This window comes from Collinsella sp. CM84Y_54 (assembly GCF_036317945.1).
GTDB lineage: Bacteria > Actinomycetota > Coriobacteriia > Coriobacteriales > Coriobacteriaceae > Collinsella.
Genome location: NZ_JAWQCX010000002.1, coordinates 259,470 through 278,313 on the forward strand (window position 1 = coordinate 259,470; position 18,844 = coordinate 278,313).

The window sequence follows — 18,844 nt, forward strand, 5'->3', positions numbered from 1 at the left end:
CACCTGCCTCTTTCATCCGGACTCTAACCGTTGGTACTGGAATCTCACCAGTTCAGCCGGCATGCGAACCAACGCACACACGGGTCGCGGACTCATCGGCTCGGCCGCAGGCACGTTTCCTGCGCCACGGTACCCCTTTGGCACCGCCCGATTTACCGCCAGTGGGGAATTTCACCCCGCCCTGAAACAGCAATTGCAAGTGTAGCACGGGCAGGCTTTCGCGCAAGTATGCCAAGGGTAATTTATGGTGGGGATCAGTTGCCGCAACAACCACGTTCTCCGTTCGCTCCAAAGTAGCGCGCCTTTCGCGCAAAGCGCGAAACAGCGAAAGGGACACGTATCCCCATCAACCACATTCTCCGCCCACGCCGACCTCAAGGCCGTAAACGCAGGGGATCCGGGGGCGTGACGGGGTTTCTCTCCGGAACATTCCGCAGGACGCAAAGAGGCTCCGCAGCGCGAAGCGCGATGCGGAGCCTCTTTGCATGTCCGAGGACGTTCCGGAGAGAAACCCCGTCACGCCCCCGGATTCCCGGTGGGAGTTCTAGACCTTGTCGGCCTTAGTACATACCGCCGCCCTGCTGACCAGCGGTGGCAGCAGCGATAGCGTCCTCAAGCTGAGTGTTCTTGGGCACATCGGAGACGGTGGCCTCGGTGATGAGAATCAGGCTGGCGACGGAAGCAGCGTTCTGCAGGGTGACGCGGCTGACCTTGACGGGGTCGAGGACACCCATCTCAATCATGTCGCCCCACTCACCGTTAGCAGAGTTGAGACCCTGGCCGGCGGGCAGCTCGGCAACCTTGTCGACCACGACAGCGCCCTCAAAGCCAGCGTTCTTGGCGATGGTAGCGACCGGAGCGGTCAGAGCCTTCTTGACGATATCGACGCCAATCTTCTCCTCGGGGTCGTCGATCTCGACAGCATCGAGCGCAGGAGCAGCATCCATGAAGGCGACACCGCCACCGGCGACAATGCCCTCCTCGACAGCAGCACGGGTAGCCTGCAGGGCGTCCTCGACGCGATGCTTGATCTCCTTGAGCTCGGACTCGGTAGCAGCGCCGACCTTGATAACGGCAACGCCACCGGAGAGCTTGGCCAGGCGCTCCTGGAGCTTCTCACGATCGAAGTCAGAGGTGGTGTTCTCCATCTCGCCCTTGATCTGAGCGATGCGGGCGTCGATGGCCTCCTTGGAGCCAGCGCCGCCGACGACGACGGTGTTGTCCTTGGAGATGGTGACGGACTTGGCGGTACCGAGCATATCGGCGGTGATGTCAGCGACCTTCACGCCCAGCTCGTCCAGAGCAGCCTGACCACCGGTGAGGACAGCGATGTCCTCGAGGATGCGCTTGCGGCGGTCGCCGTAGCCCGGAGCCTTGACGGCGCAGACGTTGAGGGCGCCACGGATCTTGTTGAGGACGAGGGTAGGCAGGGCCTCGCCGTCGATGTCCTCAGCGATGATGAGCAGGCCACGGCCAGCGCGCTGGACAGCCTCGAGAACAGGCATGATGTCCTGGACGCTGGAGATCTTCTGGTCGGTGATGAGGATGTACGGATCCTTCATCACGGCCTCCATGCGGTCGTTGTCCGTGACGAAGTAAGCGGAGACGTAGCCCTTGTCGAACTGCATGCCCTCGACGGTGTCGATGGTGATATCGAACGTCTGGGAATCCTCGACGGTGATGACGCCGTCCTTGCCCACGACCTCCATGGCCTCAGCGATCTTCTCGCCGACCTCGGGGTCACCGGCGGAGATGGTACCGACGGAAGCAATCTGCTCCTTGGTCTCGACCGGCTTGGCCTGCTTCTTCATCTCGGCGACGGCGGCGTTGACGGCCTTGTCGATGCCGCGACGGATGGCCAGCGGGTTGGCGCCAGCGGCGACGTTGCGCAGGCCGTCGTTGACGATGGCCTGGGCGAGCAGGGTTGCGGTGGTGGTGCCGTCACCCACGGTGTCGTTGGTCTTGGTGGCGACCTCCTTCACCAGCTGGGCACCCATGTTCTCGATGTTGTCCTCGAGCTCGATCTCCTTGGCGACGGAAACGCCGTCGTTGGTGATGGTCGGAGCGCCGAACGTGCGCTGCAGGGCGACGTAGCGGCCCTTGGGACCCATGGTGACGGTAACGGCGTCGGCCAGAGTGTTGACGCCCTTGGCGAGCTTAGCGCGGGCATCGGTGTTGAACGTAATGTTCTTTGCCATGGTGAGTAATCCTCCAAAAGAAATGTGACTCGCGTCGCCGCTTCCGAGTCCTATGCGGCGACCGCGTTCAAAGACGAATCAGAGAGCCTGGTGAGACTAGGCCTCGACGACGGCGTAGATGTCGTCGGCGCGCATCAGCAGATACTTCTCGCCGTCGACCTTGACCTCGTTGCCACCGAACTTACCGTAGATGACAACGTCGCCAACCTTGACGTCCATGGGGATGCGCTCACCCTTGTCGTTGACCTTGCCGGCGCCCACGGCAACGATGGTGCCGCGCTGCGGCTTCTCCTGAGCGTTGCTGGCGATATACAGACCAGAAGCGGTCTTCTGCTCGGCCTCGTCGGGCTTGACCAGAACACGATCTGCAAGCGGCTTCAAAGACGACATGCTTGTCTCCTCCTTTTTGGGCCGCGTGGTTATGCCACGCGAATTAACCCTTTTTGTTTGCGTACGCGTTGAATGGTACCCACGAATGGCGGGTTATACAACACAGAGTCAAAAAATCTTATTTTTTGGCACTTAGATTTTCTGAATGCCGGGGGATAACTTAGCGGTGGCTCCCGTGTGGCTCCGGAGGGGCGGGGCATAAGGTTTCCTGCTCGGGCAGTCCTGCTCGCACGAAGGCCACATTAAGTGGCCTTCGGCTCGTGCGGAACTCGCGATAAACCTTATGCCCCGCCCCTCCGGAGCCACACGGGAGCCAGGTTAACTAATTCGGTCCCGGTATTCAAAAAAGTCGGTGCAGCAAAATGGCGATGCAGATGGTGCGAATAAGAAAGGGGCACGTTGCTGAAACGTGCCCCTTATGAGTGGGGTATGGGGCTAGCGCTCGTAGATCAAGTTACCTGCCAGGTAGGTGGCCTGAACCTTGGTGGCCTGGAGCTCTTGGGGGTCGATGGTGAGCGGGTTTTGGTCCAGGACTACCAGGTCGGCGTACTTGCCAGGCTCCAAGCTGCCAAGGTTTTGCTCGTCGCCCGCTGCATAGGCACTGCCCAGGGTGTAGTTGCGCAGAGCCGTTGCTGCATCGATGCGCTCGCTCGGCAACCAGCCGCCCTCGGGCCAGTGGCTTTTGGGGTCCTGGCGCGTGATAGCCGTGTAGAGCACGTTCATGCTGGTAACGGGCGTGATAGGACTGTCGGTACCGAAGGCTTGGCGAATGCCGCGCTGCTTATAGGTTGCGAACGGCCACATGATGCGGCTGCGCTCCAGGCCCAGATCGCGCTCCGGTCCACCCGGGTCGAGTGTAATGTGGCAGGGCTGGCTCGAAGCAACCACGTTGAGTTTGCGTAGGCGGTCGATGTCCTCGGGCAGGAGGTTCTCCAGATGCTCGAGCGTATTATGGCCGTGCTGGGGCAGGCCGTACAGGTCGGCGGCCTCCTCGAAGATATCCAGTGCGGCATGAATCGCACCGTCACCAATGACGTGGATGCGCACGGTGTGGCCTCGCTCCGCGGCCGCCAGAACCAGCTTGCGCATGCGCTCAGCCGGGACCGTCAGACGGCCCTGGTCGCCCGGGAAGCGCGGATTGGTATAGGGCTCGGTGAGATATGCCGTGTGTTCGCTCGACACGCCGTCGAAGAACTGCTTAAAACCCGGCGCCGAAAGCAGTGCGTTGTTCGCGTAACGTACCTGCAGCTCTTCTAGACGCGACTGGTCATCCAGCAGCGTGGGGAACAGATGGGCACGAATGCCCAGCTTGCCGGCCGTCTGCAGTTTGTCGTAGACATCGTCGCGGATAAAATCGCAGCCCGGCATGGGCATGAGCGACATATCGCAGATCGAGGTAATACCCTGCTCGGCCATGCGCCTCATTTGATCGGCGTAAGCGCTTGCGATGCGATCTTCGCCCAGCCACTCAAGGCAGCGCGGCAACAGCTGCATGGCAGCCGCTTCGTGCGCAATGCCCGTGAGCTCGCCGTTTGCGTCCTTGTCGTAGCTGCCGCCCGCCGGTGGCTCGCTGTCGCGTGTAACGCCAAGTGCCTCGAGTGCGCGGCTGTTGAGCCACAGCGTGTGGCCGTCACCCGAATACATAACGCAGGGACGATCGGGGAATGCCGCATCGAGCGACGCCTTGGTAGGATGCTCGGGCGGGTCCCAACGGTAGTCGCGCCAACCCTGCGTCACAACCCAAGCGTCATCGGGCAGGTCCTGGGAAAACTCGAGCGCGTGCTGCACCAGCGCCGCCTCGGACGTGCCCATATCCATGAGCATATACGGCGAGGAGCCAACCGAGGTGTGGAAGAAGTGCAGATGCGCGTCGTGGAAACCGGGGCAGATAAACTGCTCGCCGTAGTCGATAACCAGCGTGGCGGCGGGAGCGGCGGCGATCACGTCATCGGGCGCACCGACTGCGACGATACGGTCGCCTGCGATGGCGATCGCCAACTCGCGGGCGGTATCGATGCCGTCTTGGGCGGTAAAAACGTTCTTGGAGCGGATGATCCGATCGATATGTTGCATGGGCATCCCCATCTCTGGCAGGAAATTCAACACCCCCGAGTGTACTCCCCTGCCCTTGCAACAAAACCCCAAGCGGCAAACGGCAACTTTACCAGCCCTAGCGGCAGGTGGCATACTGGAGAGAGCCTGTACGATTTTGCGATCAACCCAGCAAGGAGCAAATCGACCATGACGAAGACCAAGGCACAGCAGATTATGGCGGCGACCGAGGCTCGCGCGGCTGACGACGTCACCGCGGCCATCCAAGATATCGCCGCCGAGTTTGAGCCCTATATCATCAAGCAGCGCCGGCACTTCCATAAGTACCCGGAGCTGAGCCTCGCCGAAGAGCGCACGACTTCCGACATCGCCAACCAGCTCGACGCCATGAATATCCCCTACGAGCGCCCGCTTAAGACGGGTCTGGTAGCGACCCTTCGCGGCACCGCGCCTGACGCCTATCGCGAGGACGGCACGCCGCGCCGCCGCATCCTGCTGCGTGCCGACATCGACGCCCTGCCCGTCACCGAGCAGACCGGCGAGGATTTCGCCAGCGTCAACGAGGGCTGCATGCACGCCTGCGGCCACGACTGCCACATCGCCATGATGCTCGGCACGCTGCAAATCCTGCGCCATATGACCGACGACATCCACGGCGAGGTCCGCATCGTCTTCCAGCCCAGCGAGGAAAACGGCCAGGGCGCCAAACTCATGATCGGCACGGGCGTGCTCGACGGCGTCGATGGCGCCTACGCCGCGCATATCTGGAGCGAGGTCGACGCCGGCACCGTAAGCTGCGAGCCTGGCCCGCGCATGGCCAATACCGACTGGTTCCGCATCGATGTCCGCGGTACCTCGTGCCATGGCGCTATGCCCCAGCGCGGCCACGACGCTGTCATGGTTGCCGCCGAGATCGTCAACGCCCTGCAGACCATCGTCTCGCGCGAAATCAGCCCCTACGAGCCGGCCGTCATCACCGTTGGCGAGTTGCATGGCGGCACCGCGCGCAACGTTATCGCCGGCACGGCCTACCTCGCCGGTACGGTGCGCACCTACGGAGATTCGACCCACGAGGAAATGCCGGAGCTTATGCGCCGCATCGTGGAGCATACCGCGGCCGCCTTGGGCGCCGAGGCAGAGCTCACCGACTACACCATCGCCAACTACAAGGTCGAAAACGACGCGGCCTCGAGCGAGCGCTGCCGTCAGGCCGTAATTAAGTGTCTGGGTCCCGCCGGCCAAGGCCATTATCGCGGCACACTTTCGGGCGAGGATTTTTCGGAGTACCTGCGCCGTGTGCCGGGCGTGCTCGCCTTTGTAGGTACGCGTAACCCCAAAATTGGCGCCACGTACGCCCAACATTCCTGCTTCTACAAGATCGACGAGACCGTGCTGGCAAAGGGCTCCATGGTGGCCGCCCAGTATGCTATCGACTTTTTGTCCGAGCCCACGCAAGAGGAGCTCGACGGCCCCGCGATCACCGCGGTCGCCGAAACCAACCCCGATCTGGCCGCCAAGTTGCGCTCTGCCAAGGCGACGACCGCCGAGGCTCGTGACGCCATCCACGACGCCCGCACGGCTCGCCATGCCGCAATCAAGGGCATCCACGAAGCCCGCGCCGCCGCTCGCCGCGAGGAGAAACACGACGAGTAGTCGTCACACCCATCCATAACAGCCTGGCTAAAGCAAAGCAGGGGCGGACGCGTCGAAACGTCCGCCCCCGCTCATCTGTCAAGCGTTATTTCTACCATTTCTACCCCGTCCCCAAATGGCAGGCGGCATGCTACTCGTCCTGAGGGTCCTCGTCGGAACTTGACTCGGGCGCCGGCTCAGGCGCGGGCGCCGGCTCAGGTGCAGGTGCCGACTCGGGCGCCGGCTCGGGCTCAGGCGCAGGCGCAGGCGCAGGCTCAGGCACGGGCGCCGGCTCGGGCGCGGGCTTGGGCTCAGGCGCGATATCCGGAGCACTGTAACCCGAGGGAGTGGACTTCTTCTCGAAGGGCAATACAAAGGTCAGGACGTCATCCTTGTCCTCGTCGGCCCACTCGCTTGCATAACGCGCGACCCAATAGCCAACGGCACGGTGCTTGAGCATCTTGCCAAAGACCGTAAGAAATACGGTGACAAAAGCGACCAGCACCAGGAACAGCACGAGTGTGATGCCACCGCCGGCAACAATCGCCTCAATACCCGTAGGACGATAGTAGTAGCTATACATACCGACAGAGGCAACGGCGCCAAAGACGACCGTCAAGATCCATGTGACAACGTTGGCGACCAGGCCCGTCAAAAACTCGGGAAGGAACGAAGCGCAGAACAGCTTGGTCTTATTGTTCTTAAAGGCTGCCCAAACCTTATCGAGCGAAAACGCGCTCTCGACGCGACCGGTCACCGCAAAGTGCATCACGGCAATGTCGGCGAACATCTTAAAGAAGACCCCCAGGACCGCCGTGGCAATCATAGCCAGGACAAGCAGGCCAAGCGAGCCAAACAGCGCAGCCTCGAGCGCATAAGAGCCGTAATAAGAATACGAGCCCGCGGCGCCAATTACCACGCCCTCCACCAGCGAAAGCACTACACCGATAATGGGAATGGCAGCGATAAACTCGAGTACGACCGAAATAACGCTCGAAAAGATTCCGAGACCAAACGACGTGGAACGCATCAACGGACGACCCATGCCGTCATCGATCTTAAGCGACAGGTCGCGACCCCACTCGATGCCAAAGCCCGAACCGCACACGCTCGCCACGTAGGCAGCCAAAAAGCCGATGGCAGCCGCAATACCGCCGATAACGGGGATGAACAGCACGAGTACCGACACGACACAGATAAGCGCCGGCAAAAAGGCAATCTGGCACACGCGCTGCAGCACGCCCGGAGTCTTGGTCATATCCTCAAACGCCTGAGCCGTGCAGCCCTTGGACGCGTTCGCGACAGGTTGAGGAACAAACTGCTGAGGCTGAGGCTGACCCTGAGGGGTGGAAGCTGCAGCACCGACATTGGGGGCACCACACACGCCGCAGAACTTGTCGTTATCGCCCATGGGGGCGCCACACTGCGAACAGAACATCGAAATCATCCCTTCGTATCTAGAGCGAATCACCTGGATCGCAAACGATGTCTTTGGCATCATTATCACCCAATGTGAGGACAAATACTCTTAGATGACGTATTTGCAACGCGCGAGGCGCTTTTCGATTGTTTGATGAGTGTGTCCGCGCTAGTTCGTGCCGCGGAAACCCTTGCCGACGATCTCGGAGCTGTCGACAATCGTGATAAAGGCACCCGGATCGACCTCGCGCGCATAGCGGCGCAGTTGCACGGCCTCGCGACGGCTCAGCACGCTCATGATCACCGTCACGCACTTGCCCGAAAAGGCACCGTAGCCGCGGCTGATAGTCGCCGTACGGTTGAGATGTTTGACGATAAACTCCTCAACTTTGCGCGGCTCGGAGCAAATGATCGTGCAGACTTTGCGCAGGTGAATGCTCTCGATGGCCTTGTCGACCACAAGCGTCTTGGCAAACAGGCCGAGCACGCAGTACAGACCGACGCGCGGACCGTACAAGAAGGCCGCGATGGTCACGATGCCGATATCGACCAGCAACAGCGCGCGGCCAATCTCGAGCGTGGTGCGTCGCTTGAGGATCATGGCGAGGATATCCGTGCCGCCCGTCGAGGCGCCGATATCAAAGACGATGGCGCTGCCGAGCGCCGGCAAGATGACAGCAAAGCACAGGTCGAGCCACATATCGCCTGTCATCGAGACATCGGTCGGGATAAAGAGCTCGAACAGCGAAACATAGGCAGACAGCGCAAACGAGGCGAAGACGCTCCACAGGATTGCCTTGCGCTCCAAAAAGATAAAGCCCAAAACGACGAGAACCGCGTTGATAATCCACATAAAGACGCCGACGGGCAGGGTCGGGAACAGCGTGGACAGAATAACCGACACGCCCGAGGTGCCGCCAAAAGCAAAGTGATTAGGGGTTTTAAACGCAACGATGGCAAAAGCCGTAAGAATCAGGCCCAGATTGAGCTCGGCGAAAAAGCGCGGGAAGCCTGGCTCCTGGCTACGCTTTTGGCCGGCACGCTCGCCGCGCTCGATATCGGTGCGATCAACCACGCGTTCCATCGGCACCACGGGAGGACGATGTACCTCCTCGGCAGCTCGCGATGCCGCCTCTGCCGCGGCAGCCTCAATCGCCCATGCCTGGCTTTCTGTTTCGTGCTCGTCAGCCATTACGGCAACCCCTCGTTAACAATTTGGAAACAATGCGCCCATTAGGGTAACGCGGAACGCGACGATTGCAACCCCTAGTTAGACGAGCGGTATGCCTACATCGGGGACATACAAATAACGGCCGGCCGCACATACATCCGTGCGGCCGGCCGTTTGACGTTTTCGCAGATAAAACCTGCCAAAATAAACATCCCTTTTTGGTAGGTTACTCGTGCTGGTTGGTGCGGTGTTCGTACTCCTCGGGGGTGATGACATCCTCGATGCGCAGGTTGACGCCTGCCACCTCAAGGCCGGTCATCGCGGCCAGACGCTCGGTCACGCGCGCCTTAACGTCGTCGAAAATCGCGGGCGCGTAGGCGCCGTACTCGATAATGACGGAAATGTTGACGACCACGCGGTTGTCATCGGTGACCTCGACCGTCACGCCCTTGGTCAGATTCTCGGCACCGAACTGCTCCTGCACAAAGTGCATGAGGTTGCCCTTCATGCCCAGGACGTGCGGCACCTCGCGGGTGGCCATGGCGACGATCTTCTCGATCACACCGTTGGAATAGGTCAGCGAATCCTCAGACTCGTCTGTTTCCTCATCGTCCTCGTCCGCATCGTCGGCGGGTTCGGCCTCGACGAGCGCCTCGTCCTCGAGCGTTACGTCCTCGGCCTCGGCAGCGACGGTCTCGTCCGCCTCGAGCTCGGTATCGGCCACATCGACCTTCGTGTTAAAAGCCATGGTTCCTCCTTATGCCCACCGCACACGCGGCGGTCGAATACATGCTAGCGACCGCTAAACAGACGGCCGAAGAAGTTAACGATCCCGTTCTCGCCGTCGCGGATCTGGCCAATCACGGCGCCGATCAGCACAAAGAAAGCAATGACGAGCGTATCCCACAGGCCGAGCGTGAGCACCAGCACGGCGAGCACAAAACCAGCGACGGCTCCAAGCGTGGTGTTGGGATGACGGACGGCATAGCTCCAGATGGCTGCCCCCGTACCCTTGATGAGACCCATGGCCTCATCAAAATCATCGGCGACCGCGTCATGCGACTCGGCGCCCTCTACCTTGGGATCGACGACCTCGCCTGCCGGCGCAGCGCTCTGATCGATGGTCAGGCGCGGAGTGCGAACGGTCTTGTCTTGATTGGTATCACTCACCGGAAACCTCCACGGTCTGGACGGTAGTCTTGGACGGCAAAAAACGAACGCGTGCGATCGTGCCCGGCGTACCGAGCATGGTGTCGCAGGCCTCCTCGATACGCTGCTGCATCGCGGTGGCAAGGGAAGCCATGTCCCGGTCGTCGAGCGCGATGGCGTCGACCTTAAAACGGACGCGCGATTCGTCGGAGCCCTGCACGCGCGCCTCGACATGCTCGACCATCACGCGGTCGTCGCGCTCTGCCGCGGTGCGGGCACACGAGGAGAGGGCCGCGAGCGTGACCTCGATATTACGCTCCCCCGCCGGATGCACGCAGGACGGCTCGCGACGAGCAAACACCAGGCGGAAGAAACCCACGAGCACGCCGAGCGCCACGACGCCGCCGCACGCCGTAACAACGATGCGAGGCAGCGGATCGCGCATCAGCAGCATAAAGCGATAGGCATATGGCCCCCAAAACTGGCAGACCAACGTACCCAGCGCCACGACGGCGGCGGCAAGATACACGATCGCCAGGGCTCGTTTGAGCACGCGCATGCGGCGCTCCCTTCAAATCTCGATCCACAGAATGCAAAACGATTCGCATCATTATAAAAGAGCCGGGTCCGGTGCCTCATGCACGCGGATCCGGCTCATCTATTCCACGAGGCTTGCATGCTCGCTTCATTATGCCCAGATATGCACGGCTCAATCCGTGCGGGCGCTACTCCTCCTCGAGGGCAGCGATGACCTCGTCGGTCATGTCCATGGTGCTGTAGACGTCCTGGACGTCGTCGAGCTCCTCAAGACGGTCGATGAGGCGCTGAACCTTCTTGGCGTCGGCGCCGGAGACCTCGGTCGGGGTGGTCGGGACCATGGTGGTCTCGGAGCCCTTGACCTGGACGCCCTGCTCCTCGAGTGCCTTGGAGACAGCCATGACGTCGTTGGCGGCGGTCCAGACGATCCACTCCTCACCGGCGTCCTCGTAGTCCTCGCCACCGGCCTCGGCGATCGCCATCATAAACTCATCCTCGTCACCGGCAGCACCGTTGGCGATCATGGTCTCCTTCTTGGCGTTCTCGTCCAGGATCTCCTTGGCGACGACGATCTGGCCCTTGCGCTCAAACTGGAAGGCGACGGAGCCCGAGGTGCCCAGGTTGCCACCAGCGTGGGAGAAGGCGGAACGGACGTCGGCGGCAGTGCGGTTGCGGTTGTCGGTCAGGCAGTCGACGTAGACGGCGACACCGGCGGGACCGTAGCCCTCGTACACGATGTTCTCGTAGACGGCGGCATCGGCACCCGAACCAAAGGCCTTATCGATAGCGGACTTGATCTTGTCCTTAGGCATGGACTGAGCCTTGGCCTTGGCAACGGCAGCGGCGAGGCTGGCGTTGTTCTCGGGCAGCGGGTCGCCGCCGAGACGGGCAGCAACGGTGATGTTGCGGCTGAGCTTGGAGAAGAGGGCGGAACGCTTGGCGTCCTGCGCGCCCTTACGATGCTTGGTTGTGGCCCACTTAGAGTGTCCGGACATACGTGTCTCCTATCGGTTTCGACCTAAAGCCCAGCGTGGATGCTCGGGCAATATAAACAAACGTCGTTATGATATACCTACCGGCCTGCAAGATAAACCCCAAAATGAAGGCGTCGTGATGATGCAGCCTCTTGGCACAAAGCAGCCTGGCCCCAATGTGCCAGTCTTTGGTTAGGTCCACAGGAGGTCGCTGCGGGTGACGGTGGCGCCGATGGCGAAGGGCATGCAGGCGATGACCGGGTACAGGTAGCGCATGTAGGTCGATCCGTTGCATGGACCGATCAGGCACACGGCGAGCACGCCCAGCAGCGGTATCCAGATGGCCAGCGCGCGCCACGAATGGCGGCGCAACAGGTAGACCACCACGACGATCATGATCCACACGTAGGTAGCCGAGCTCATGGTGAGCGAGATAAACGGAATGCGCTGCACCGCCACGCGGTACAGGTTAATCAGATGATCGCACCAGCGCACGACCTTGCTATCGACCGGATGGAAGTCAAAGTACTTGAGGTTATCGGGCTTCGCCATGATCTCGGCACTGCGCGCCGTGCTGTAGACCCACGCATCGCGAGCGCTCGGATAGAAGTACCCGTAGTAGTTATTGACGAGCGCCGAGATATAGCACTCGGGATCCTTTTTGAACATCTGGGCCCACACCTCAAAATAGGCCTTGATGTCCTCCTGCGAGGCGTACTCATTGAAGCAGTTTTTGACGGCATCCGACTTGTCGGGGTTATAGCGACGGCCCAGGTTCTCGTACTTAAGCACGCGATCAATCACAGCGCGCTCCTCATCGGTCACCAAGCCGTCGCAGGGAGCTTCCTCAATCGTGCCATCGTCTTTGACCTTGGGGTTAACGCCCGAATTAAGGCCGTCGTGCTTTTGGACGAAGCGTGCCGTCTGTTGAAACGGAATCGAGAGGATCTCGCGCTTGGAGCCCGGCGTGATATCGTGCGCCGGCATAAACACCCTGGTGAAATACATGTTGGAGACAAGGCAGAGCGTAAGCACTGCGAGCACGCCGACCCAGCAGAAGCGCGGCGTGGCGTATGAGGGCGTGACGCCAGACTGTTTGGCCACGCGACGGGCCACATGCGCGTCCCAGGCGCAAAACGCCGCCGCAATCACGCAGGCCGCCAACGGAAAGACCAAGCCGCCATTGCGCAAAAACGTGGAACCCATGGCACCCAGCACGAGCAACAGCCAGTCATGGCGCGCAAAGAGCACGGGCTTCCGTTCGCCCGCACGCTCGGCATTGGCATCGCGACGGGGCAGGCCACATGCCACGAGCTTGACGGTCGGAACGAGCAGCACCAAAAACGCATCGGCGAAAAGTACGTCTTTGGTCAGCAGCGCCGCGTAGTTTGAGAACATCGGCATAAACGCAAAGAACAGCAAGATGACGCCGCGGACCGGCAGGCTCACGCCCAGCTTGCGCAGCGACGATATGGAATAGGCCACGCAGGCGGCCGTGATGACAAATTGGGCACAGGTGTAGATGGCAAGTCCCGCATTGGCGCTGTTGAATAGCGAAAGCCCCAGTTGCACACACGAGCCGATGATGGCCGTGTGCACCACCGGATGATGGCCGTTGAGCAGCACGTTGGGGTTAAGCAGGCGTAGGTAATCGCTCGTGCCGTTGGGGTAGTTGAACCATTGGCGGATCTGCGCGCCTGTATCTCCCATAAAGAGGCCGGGCAGCGAGGCGATAAGCGTGGGCGCCCAGACAATCATGAGCACAAGAAACGGCCCGGCAAAAGGATGGACCGAGAGCACGGCGTGCGCCACACGCCACACGCGGCCAAAATGCGCCTCCGAAAACGGAATGCGGCGAGAGCTCAACCAATCCAAAAACTCAAAAGCCAGATAGAAGGCCACAATCGCCAGAAGCATCCAGCCCGCGCCGCCAATCCAGGCGCAGATAACGCGCGCTTTGTCGCCCAGCACAATCTCGGCCGAATCGGTGAGGTCGTAACTACGGCCAAACACCATGCAAACGGCAAAGAACAGCGATGGCAGCACGACCGACGGACGCCAAGCGTCACCGCGGCCAAAGAACACATAGCGAAACGGCAGCGTGAGCAAACAGGCAAGTGCGAGCAGCATCACTGCGTCGGTATGGCCGGCAAACGAGAGAAGTACCTCGTAGCACACGTAGAGCGTGCCCGTCGCCTTGGGGTCGATCGCCAGGACCGCGTTGCTCGACACCGGGGCGGGATCGATGGAAAACGCCGTGGTCGCCAGCAGGGCGAGCAAAAATGCGACGAGCGTCTGCTTGGCGGGATAGCGCTTAAACCAAACGATGCGGGCGGCGTCGCGCGCAGCCGTTGCGGAGAGGTCGGAATCCTTCACAGTCCGAATAGCCTTTCTAGAAACCTGCCAAAAAGGGACAGGTTTATTTTGGCAGGTTTTATCTGGGGAAACGTTACTGTTCTGTCATCGTTGCCCGGCAAAACCACCACAAAGGTGCCTGTCCCCTTTGTGGTGGTATGTGACAGCTAGGCGTCGAGGTAGACGCGCTGGGAACGGTTGCGGCGGAGGGCAAAGATGATGAGCGCCAGGCCTGCAATCACGAGTGGCAGGCTCAACAGCTGACCCATGGTGATGACGCCGCCCAGCAGATAGCCCAACTGGGCATCGGGCACGCGCACAAACTCAATGAGGAAGCGGACGATGCCGTAACCCATCACAAACACGCCCATAAACGTGCCCTGGGGCAGCAGCGGTTTTTTGCGGCTGAGCACCTGCAGAATGCAGAAGAGCACAATGCCCTCGAGAAATGCCTCGTAGAGCTGGGAGGGATGGCGCGGCATATCGCCCGCGGTGCCGCCAAAGATCACGCCCCAGGGCAGATCGGTCGGCTTGCCCCACAGCTCGCCGTTGACAAAGTTGGCGCAGCGCCCCAGGCACAGGGCCAGCGGAGCACCGATGACCGCGAGGTCTGCCAAAGTCCACGCATCGAGCTTGTACATGCGGCACACGAGCACGCCGCCGATGATGCCGCCCACCAAGCCGCCATGGAAACTCATGCCGCCCTCATTGGTGGCAAAGATCTCGAGCGGATGCGCCCAGTAGTAGCCGTCGCCGTAAAAGATGACGTAGAACAGGCGGGCGCCAATGATAAGGCCAAAGACCACACCGACCACGACGCTCGTCAGGTCGTCGACCGTAATGTCGAAACCCCAGCGACGCTGCGTGCGATACATGATGACCGCCGTGAGCAGAGCTCCGACCACATAGGCCAAGCCGTACCAGTAGATGGTGATGGGCCCCGCCGAAATGGCGACGGGATCAAGCATATGGTAGAGGTCGTTGAGCATATCGGTCCCCTGCTCCCTACATACAAATGCGGCCGCGGGCCTTACGCTCGCAGCCGCATATTTGGGCGTAACGTCTGTGCGGAGCGCACCGTCCGCAGCTTTCGCATCTTAAAACGGCGCGTACTCGTCGTACAGGTCCTCGGCCTCGCCGGAAGCATTGACCTGCTCAACGCGGGTAACGCCGGGCACATGCTCCTTCAGGATACGCTCGATACCCATGGAAAGGGTTAGCGAGCTCATGGGGCAGCCGGCACAGGCGCCCTGCAGCTCCAGCTTGACGACACCCTCGTCGTCGACGCCCACATACTCCATATCGCCGCCATCGGCCTGCAGGTTGGGGCGGATCTCTTCAAGAACCTTCTTAAGCAGCTCTTCGTTAACAGCCACAGGGGCTCCTTTCTCACAATAACGCGGGCGCGCCCGCGGACAGAAGCTATGTTACTACAGCCATGTACCCGCTCACGAGCCGTCCATGCGCGCAGACGCGACTTTCACGAGTAGCCAATTTGGGACGGGGCTCTTTTGGCTGTTTTGCCGCCAGCTGGCGTTGGCACGCGCTACTGCTGAGCCTGTCCCCCGGTACCAATCTGGACATCGACGATGACCTGGCGGTAGCTGATGCCGCAGGAGTCGAGAATGCGGCGGCTGATACGGCCGTCGTCGGTATCGGCATACTTGTTGTCCAGGTAGACGACCTCGCCCACGCCCACCTGCGCCAGGATCTTGGCGCAGTCGTGGCACGGGAACAGCGTGACGTAGACCGTGGAACCCTCAAGGTCTTTGAGCGAGCCGCGGTAGTTGAGCACGGCGTTGGCCTCGGCATGCACCACGTAGTTGTGCTTATCCTGCAACGGGTCGTCGCTCGTGCCCCACGGGAAAAAGTCGTCGTTGAGTGCCGAGGGCGTACCGTTGTAGCCCACCGAAAGGATACGGTGGTTGGTGCTGGCGATGCACGCGCCCACCTGCGTATTGGGATCCTTGCTGCGGCGCTGCGCGGCGATGGCCACGCTCATAAAGAACTCGTCCCAGCTAATAACGTCGCGGCGCTTGCCCGACGCGGTTTGATGAAGATCGTCCGACATGGCAGACACCTCCGTAATCGCAACATTTTGACCCATTGTAGCAGGTGAAAGGTGGGGCTGTTTCCTCTCCCGCCGACGTCCTCAGCTTTATGCGCGACGAGGCTTTTGGTTGATGCGATACAGCTCAGCGAGACCCCGCAGTGTCAGTGCGTCGTCTACCGTCAGGCTGTGGCCGACCAACGCCGCGAGCGCCTCGGCATCGTCGCCGGTAATGACAATGGGCACGCTGCCCTCCCCCGCCGCCTTGGTCGCGCGCATCTCGGCAAGCACCATGTCGAGCATGCCGTCGATGCGGGCCACCTCGCCCAAGACCACGCCCGAGCGCATGGCCTCGCGCGTGTTGCGACCGATCACATGCGTGGGTGCCGAGGGCTCGACCTGCGGCAGGCGCGCCGCAGCGGCCGAAAGCGAGCGGGCGCCAAGTGCCAGACCCGGCGCGATGACGCCGCCGACAAAGGTTCCGCGCGCGTCGATGACCTCGATATTGGTCGTGGTACCCAGATCGATCACAATGCACGGCGAGCCGTAGACGGCACGGGCAGCCACGGCGTCGGCGATGCGGTCGGGACCGATCTCGGCCGGATCATCGTAGTGCACGGGTATGCCGGTCTTGAGGCCCGGCCCCACGGTGAGCACGCGCCCCGTGCAAGTGCGGGAAAGCGCCACCTTCCACGGGCGCTCGAGCGCCGGCACTACGCAGCTCAGCACTGCGGCTGCGGGAACGAGCACACCCGGCATGCCCGCATCGGCTGACAGCGCGCCCATGACCTGCGTGAGCCTCATGCGCGCCTCGTCGGCTGTGATGCTCGACGGCGTCGTGATCTCGCACGTCGCAAGCGGGCATTCCTGCGCCGCGGCCGAATCCTCGGCAAACAGGCCAAAGCGAATGAACGTGTTGCCCACGTCGACCGTCAATATGTATGCGCACCCATTAAGCATCGTCGGCGCTCCTTTCGTCTGCCCAGCAGTATATCGCCTCCCTAAACCAGTCATCCCAAAATGACTAGCTTGCGGCTATACTGGTGCGCGGTCGTGCGCGAGCTCACGCGGCGGCCCTTGGTAACCCGACTTCCCGCGCCGTATCCGTAGCGGCGCTCCCGGGGGAAGCGGATATACGCAAAGGAGTTCTATATGAGCAATCCCTCGAACCGTACCTCGATGCGCGGTCAACTCACGCTGCGCGGCGTCGTCATCGGCGTCCTTGGCTGCGTGATCATCACGGCAAGCTCGGCCTATACCGCCCTCAAGATGGGCGCACTCCCCTGGCCGATCATTTTCGCTGCCGTCATTTCGCTGTTCTTCCTGAAGCTCATGGGCAACGCCAGCCTCAACGAGGCCAACGTCACCCACACCATCATGTCCGCGGGCGCCATGGTCGCCGGCGGCCTGGCGTTTACCATCCCGGGCGCCTGGATGCTGGGCTATGCCGACCAGATCAGCTGGCTCGACATGTTTATCGTGGCGCTCGCCGGCACCATCTTGGGCCTTCTGGCGACAGCGCTCATCCACCGTCACTTTATCGTGGACGCCGCGCTGGAGTTCCCCACCGGCAACGCCGCAGCTCAGACCCTGCGTGCCACCGAGGCCGGCGGCAAGACCGGCAAGCAGCTCTTTGGCTCCATGTCCATCGCAGGCATCTACAGCGTGCTGCGCGACGCTCTGGGCGTGGTGCCCAGCATGCTGTGCACGCTCAATATCCCCGGCGTGACCTTTGCCATCTACAACTCGCCCATGTTGCTGTCCATCGGCTTTTTGGTGGGCTTCGCCCCCGTCGCCTTCTGGTTTGCCGGCGCGCTGCTGGGCAACTTTGGCATCATCGTTGGCGGCACCGCTGCCGGCCTGTTCGATATTGTGACCGCGCAGGGTATCGTCAAGTCCCTCGGTATGGGCCTTATGATGGGCTTTGGCGTCGCCGTCGTCCTTAAGGACATCCTGCCGCAGGTCGCCGGTATCGTCCGCGGTCTTGCAGCCGACAGCTCCACCGACACCGACGAGCAGTCGCTCATCTCGGGCTCGCTTAAGCTCGACGCCGGCGTCATCGGCCTGGGCACCGCAGCCATCGCCGTGATCGTTGCCATCGCGCTCGACCTCGGCCCCGTTCCGGCCGTCATCGTCACGCTGTTCACCTTTGTCACCACCATTATGAGCGCTCAGAGCTGCGGCCAGACGGGTATCGATCCCATGGAGATCTTTGGCCTCATCGTCATGCTCATCGTGGCAGCTTTCGCGCAGCTCGCGCAGGTCAAGCTGTTCTTTATCGCCGGCATCGTGGCCGTGGCGTGCGGCCTTGCTGGCGACGTCATGAACGACTTTAAGGCCGGAGCCGTACTGGGTACCAACCCGCGCGCACAGTGGGTCGGCCAGGCCATTGGCGGCATCGTGGGCGCCCTGGTCGCTGCCGCTGTCATGGTCGCGCTCGTCACCGCCTATGGTCCGGACGCCTTCGGCCCCGACAAGAGCTTTGTGGCCGCGCAGGCAAGCGTGGTAGCCACCATGGTCTCGGGTATCCCGAGCGTGCCGTGGTTCGCAGGCGGCTTTATCGCCGGCATCGTCATGTACTGGCTCGGCATTCCGGCCATGATGATCGGCCTGGGCGTGTACCTGCCGTTCTACATGTCGCTCACGGCCTTCTTGGGCTCCTGCGTTAAGCTCGCCTACGACAAGTGGGCCGCACACCGCGACGCCGAGGCCGGTCTTTCGGACGAGGAAAAGGCCGCCAAGGACGCCGCCTTCCAGGAGCAGGGCCTGGTCGTTGCCAGCGGTCTGCTGGGCGGCGAGTCCATCGTCGGCGTTATCCTGGCGTTTGTTTCTGTTGGCCTGAGCCTGCTGGGCTAAACCCAATAACAACGCACCCGTGCAGAGCGCGGGGTCGGAGACCATCCGGCCCCGCGCTTTT

Annotated in this window: 16 protein-coding genes and 1 riboswitch; of the genes, 2 read left to right on the forward strand and 14 right to left on the reverse strand. The window is 61.6% G+C overall.

Annotated features, from left to right (window positions below):
- Nucleotides 1–193, reverse strand: a riboswitch (FMN riboswitch).
- 367 nt (nucleotides 194–560) lie between these two features.
- The 3 genes from groL to V2391_RS04340 all read right to left on the reverse strand — a co-directional run bounded on the left by groL (nucleotide 561) and on the right by V2391_RS04340 (nucleotide 4,667).
- The gene (groL, locus tag V2391_RS04330; protein WP_006234938.1) at nucleotides 561–2,198 is read right to left on the reverse strand and encodes a chaperonin GroEL; all 1,638 of its coding nucleotides are present in this window, start codon (nucleotides 2,196–2,198) and stop codon (nucleotides 561–563) included.
- 96 nt (nucleotides 2,199–2,294) lie between these two features.
- Nucleotides 2,295–2,588, reverse strand: coding sequence for a co-chaperone GroES (groES, locus tag V2391_RS04335; RefSeq protein WP_022094351.1), 294 nt, complete (start codon nucleotides 2,586–2,588; stop codon nucleotides 2,295–2,297).
- 435 nt (nucleotides 2,589–3,023) lie between these two features.
- Nucleotides 3,024–4,667: an amidohydrolase gene (locus V2391_RS04340; protein ID WP_329738374.1), complete on the reverse strand. Its 1,644-nt coding sequence runs from the start codon at nucleotides 4,665–4,667 to the stop codon at nucleotides 3,024–3,026.
- Between the two features lie 162 nt (nucleotides 4,668–4,829).
- Here V2391_RS04340 and V2391_RS04345 point away from each other — a divergent pair, with 162 nt between their 5' ends.
- Nucleotides 4,830–6,293: a M20 family metallopeptidase gene (locus tag V2391_RS04345; protein WP_329738375.1), complete on the forward strand. Its 1,464-nt coding sequence runs from the start codon at nucleotides 4,830–4,832 to the stop codon at nucleotides 6,291–6,293.
- Between the two features lie 130 nt (nucleotides 6,294–6,423).
- Here V2391_RS04345 and V2391_RS04350 read toward each other — a convergent pair whose 3' ends face one another.
- The 11 genes from V2391_RS04350 to V2391_RS04400 all read right to left on the reverse strand — a co-directional run bounded on the left by V2391_RS04350 (nucleotide 6,424) and on the right by V2391_RS04400 (nucleotide 16,887).
- Nucleotides 6,424–7,710 carry a zinc-ribbon domain-containing protein gene (locus V2391_RS04350; RefSeq protein ID WP_329738376.1) on the reverse strand — a complete coding sequence of 429 codons (1,287 nt, stop codon included), beginning with the start codon at nucleotides 7,708–7,710 and terminating at the stop codon, nucleotides 6,424–6,426.
- Between the two features lie 150 nt (nucleotides 7,711–7,860).
- On the reverse strand, nucleotides 7,861–8,883 hold the full coding sequence (locus V2391_RS04355; RefSeq protein WP_329738377.1) for a YitT family protein: 1,023 nt from the start codon (nucleotides 8,881–8,883) through the stop codon (nucleotides 7,861–7,863).
- A gap of 205 nt (nucleotides 8,884–9,088) precedes the next feature.
- The gene (locus tag V2391_RS04360; RefSeq protein ID WP_329738378.1) at nucleotides 9,089–9,610 is read right to left on the reverse strand and encodes an Asp23/Gls24 family envelope stress response protein; all 522 of its coding nucleotides are present in this window, start codon (nucleotides 9,608–9,610) and stop codon (nucleotides 9,089–9,091) included.
- Between the two features lie 44 nt (nucleotides 9,611–9,654).
- Nucleotides 9,655–10,032 (reverse strand): DUF2273 domain-containing protein, encoded by a 378-nt coding sequence (locus V2391_RS04365; protein WP_329738379.1) that lies wholly within the window; start codon nucleotides 10,030–10,032, stop codon nucleotides 9,655–9,657.
- A complete protein-coding gene (locus tag V2391_RS04370; RefSeq protein ID WP_329738380.1) occupies nucleotides 10,025–10,570 on the reverse strand; it encodes a hypothetical protein in 546 nt (181 codons plus the stop codon). The genes V2391_RS04365 and V2391_RS04370 overlap by 8 nt, the downstream gene beginning before the upstream one ends.
- A 166-nt stretch (nucleotides 10,571–10,736) precedes the next feature.
- Nucleotides 10,737–11,543: a YebC/PmpR family DNA-binding transcriptional regulator gene (locus tag V2391_RS04375; protein ID WP_117734266.1), complete on the reverse strand. Its 807-nt coding sequence runs from the start codon at nucleotides 11,541–11,543 to the stop codon at nucleotides 10,737–10,739.
- Nucleotides 11,544–11,714: 171 nt separating this feature from the next.
- The gene (locus tag V2391_RS04380; RefSeq protein WP_329738381.1) at nucleotides 11,715–13,898 is read right to left on the reverse strand and encodes a DUF6020 family protein; all 2,184 of its coding nucleotides are present in this window, start codon (nucleotides 13,896–13,898) and stop codon (nucleotides 11,715–11,717) included.
- Between the two features lie 146 nt (nucleotides 13,899–14,044).
- Nucleotides 14,045–14,866 (reverse strand): prolipoprotein diacylglyceryl transferase, encoded by an 822-nt coding sequence (lgt, locus tag V2391_RS04385; RefSeq protein WP_329738382.1) that lies wholly within the window; start codon nucleotides 14,864–14,866, stop codon nucleotides 14,045–14,047.
- A gap of 108 nt (nucleotides 14,867–14,974) precedes the next feature.
- On the reverse strand, nucleotides 14,975–15,253 hold the full coding sequence (locus tag V2391_RS04390) for a NifU family protein (RefSeq protein ID WP_035137589.1): 279 nt from the start codon (nucleotides 15,251–15,253) through the stop codon (nucleotides 14,975–14,977).
- Between the two features lie 170 nt (nucleotides 15,254–15,423).
- Entirely contained in the window at nucleotides 15,424–15,948 is a 525-nt protein-coding gene (locus V2391_RS04395; protein ID WP_089572276.1) for a deoxycytidylate deaminase, read from the reverse strand.
- Nucleotides 15,949–16,035: 87 nt separating this feature from the next.
- Nucleotides 16,036–16,887: a type III pantothenate kinase gene (locus V2391_RS04400; RefSeq protein ID WP_329738383.1), complete on the reverse strand. Its 852-nt coding sequence runs from the start codon at nucleotides 16,885–16,887 to the stop codon at nucleotides 16,036–16,038.
- A 192-nt stretch (nucleotides 16,888–17,079) separates the two neighbouring features.
- Here V2391_RS04400 and V2391_RS04405 point away from each other — a divergent pair, with 192 nt between their 5' ends.
- Complete coding sequence (locus V2391_RS04405; RefSeq protein ID WP_329738384.1) at nucleotides 17,080–18,783, forward strand: OPT/YSL family transporter; 1,704 nt, start codon at nucleotides 17,080–17,082, stop codon at nucleotides 18,781–18,783.
- Nucleotides 18,784–18,844: the final 61 nt, after the last annotated feature.

Coding starts and splice junctions, on each gene's coding strand:
- V2391_RS04340 (WP_329738374.1), bottom strand. CDS start 4,667: ATGCCCATGCAACATATCGATCGGATCATCCGCTCCAAGAACGTTTTT.
- groES (WP_022094351.1), bottom strand. CDS start 2,588: ATGTCGTCTTTGAAGCCGCTTGCAGATCGTGTTCTGGTCAAGCCCGAC.
- V2391_RS04400 (WP_329738383.1), bottom strand. CDS start 16,887: ATGCTTAATGGGTGCGCATACATATTGACGGTCGACGTGGGCAACACG.
- V2391_RS04350 (WP_329738376.1), bottom strand. CDS start 7,710: ATGTTCTGTTCGCAGTGTGGCGCCCCCATGGGCGATAACGACAAGTTC.
- V2391_RS04360 (WP_329738378.1), bottom strand. CDS start 9,610: ATGGCTTTTAACACGAAGGTCGATGTGGCCGATACCGAGCTCGAGGCG.
- V2391_RS04345 (WP_329738375.1), top strand. CDS start 4,830: ATGACGAAGACCAAGGCACAGCAGATTATGGCGGCGACCGAGGCTCGC.
- V2391_RS04405 (WP_329738384.1), top strand. CDS start 17,080: ATGAGCAATCCCTCGAACCGTACCTCGATGCGCGGTCAACTCACGCTG.
- V2391_RS04370 (WP_329738380.1), bottom strand. CDS start 10,570: ATGCGCGTGCTCAAACGAGCCCTGGCGATCGTGTATCTTGCCGCCGCC.
- lgt (WP_329738382.1), bottom strand. CDS start 14,866: ATGCTCAACGACCTCTACCATATGCTTGATCCCGTCGCCATTTCGGCG.
- V2391_RS04375 (WP_117734266.1), bottom strand. CDS start 11,543: ATGTCCGGACACTCTAAGTGGGCCACAACCAAGCATCGTAAGGGCGCG.
- groL (WP_006234938.1), bottom strand. CDS start 2,198: ATGGCAAAGAACATTACGTTCAACACCGATGCCCGCGCTAAGCTCGCC.
- V2391_RS04395 (WP_089572276.1), bottom strand. CDS start 15,948: ATGTCGGACGATCTTCATCAAACCGCGTCGGGCAAGCGCCGCGACGTT.
- V2391_RS04355 (WP_329738377.1), bottom strand. CDS start 8,883: ATGGCTGACGAGCACGAAACAGAAAGCCAGGCATGGGCGATTGAGGCT.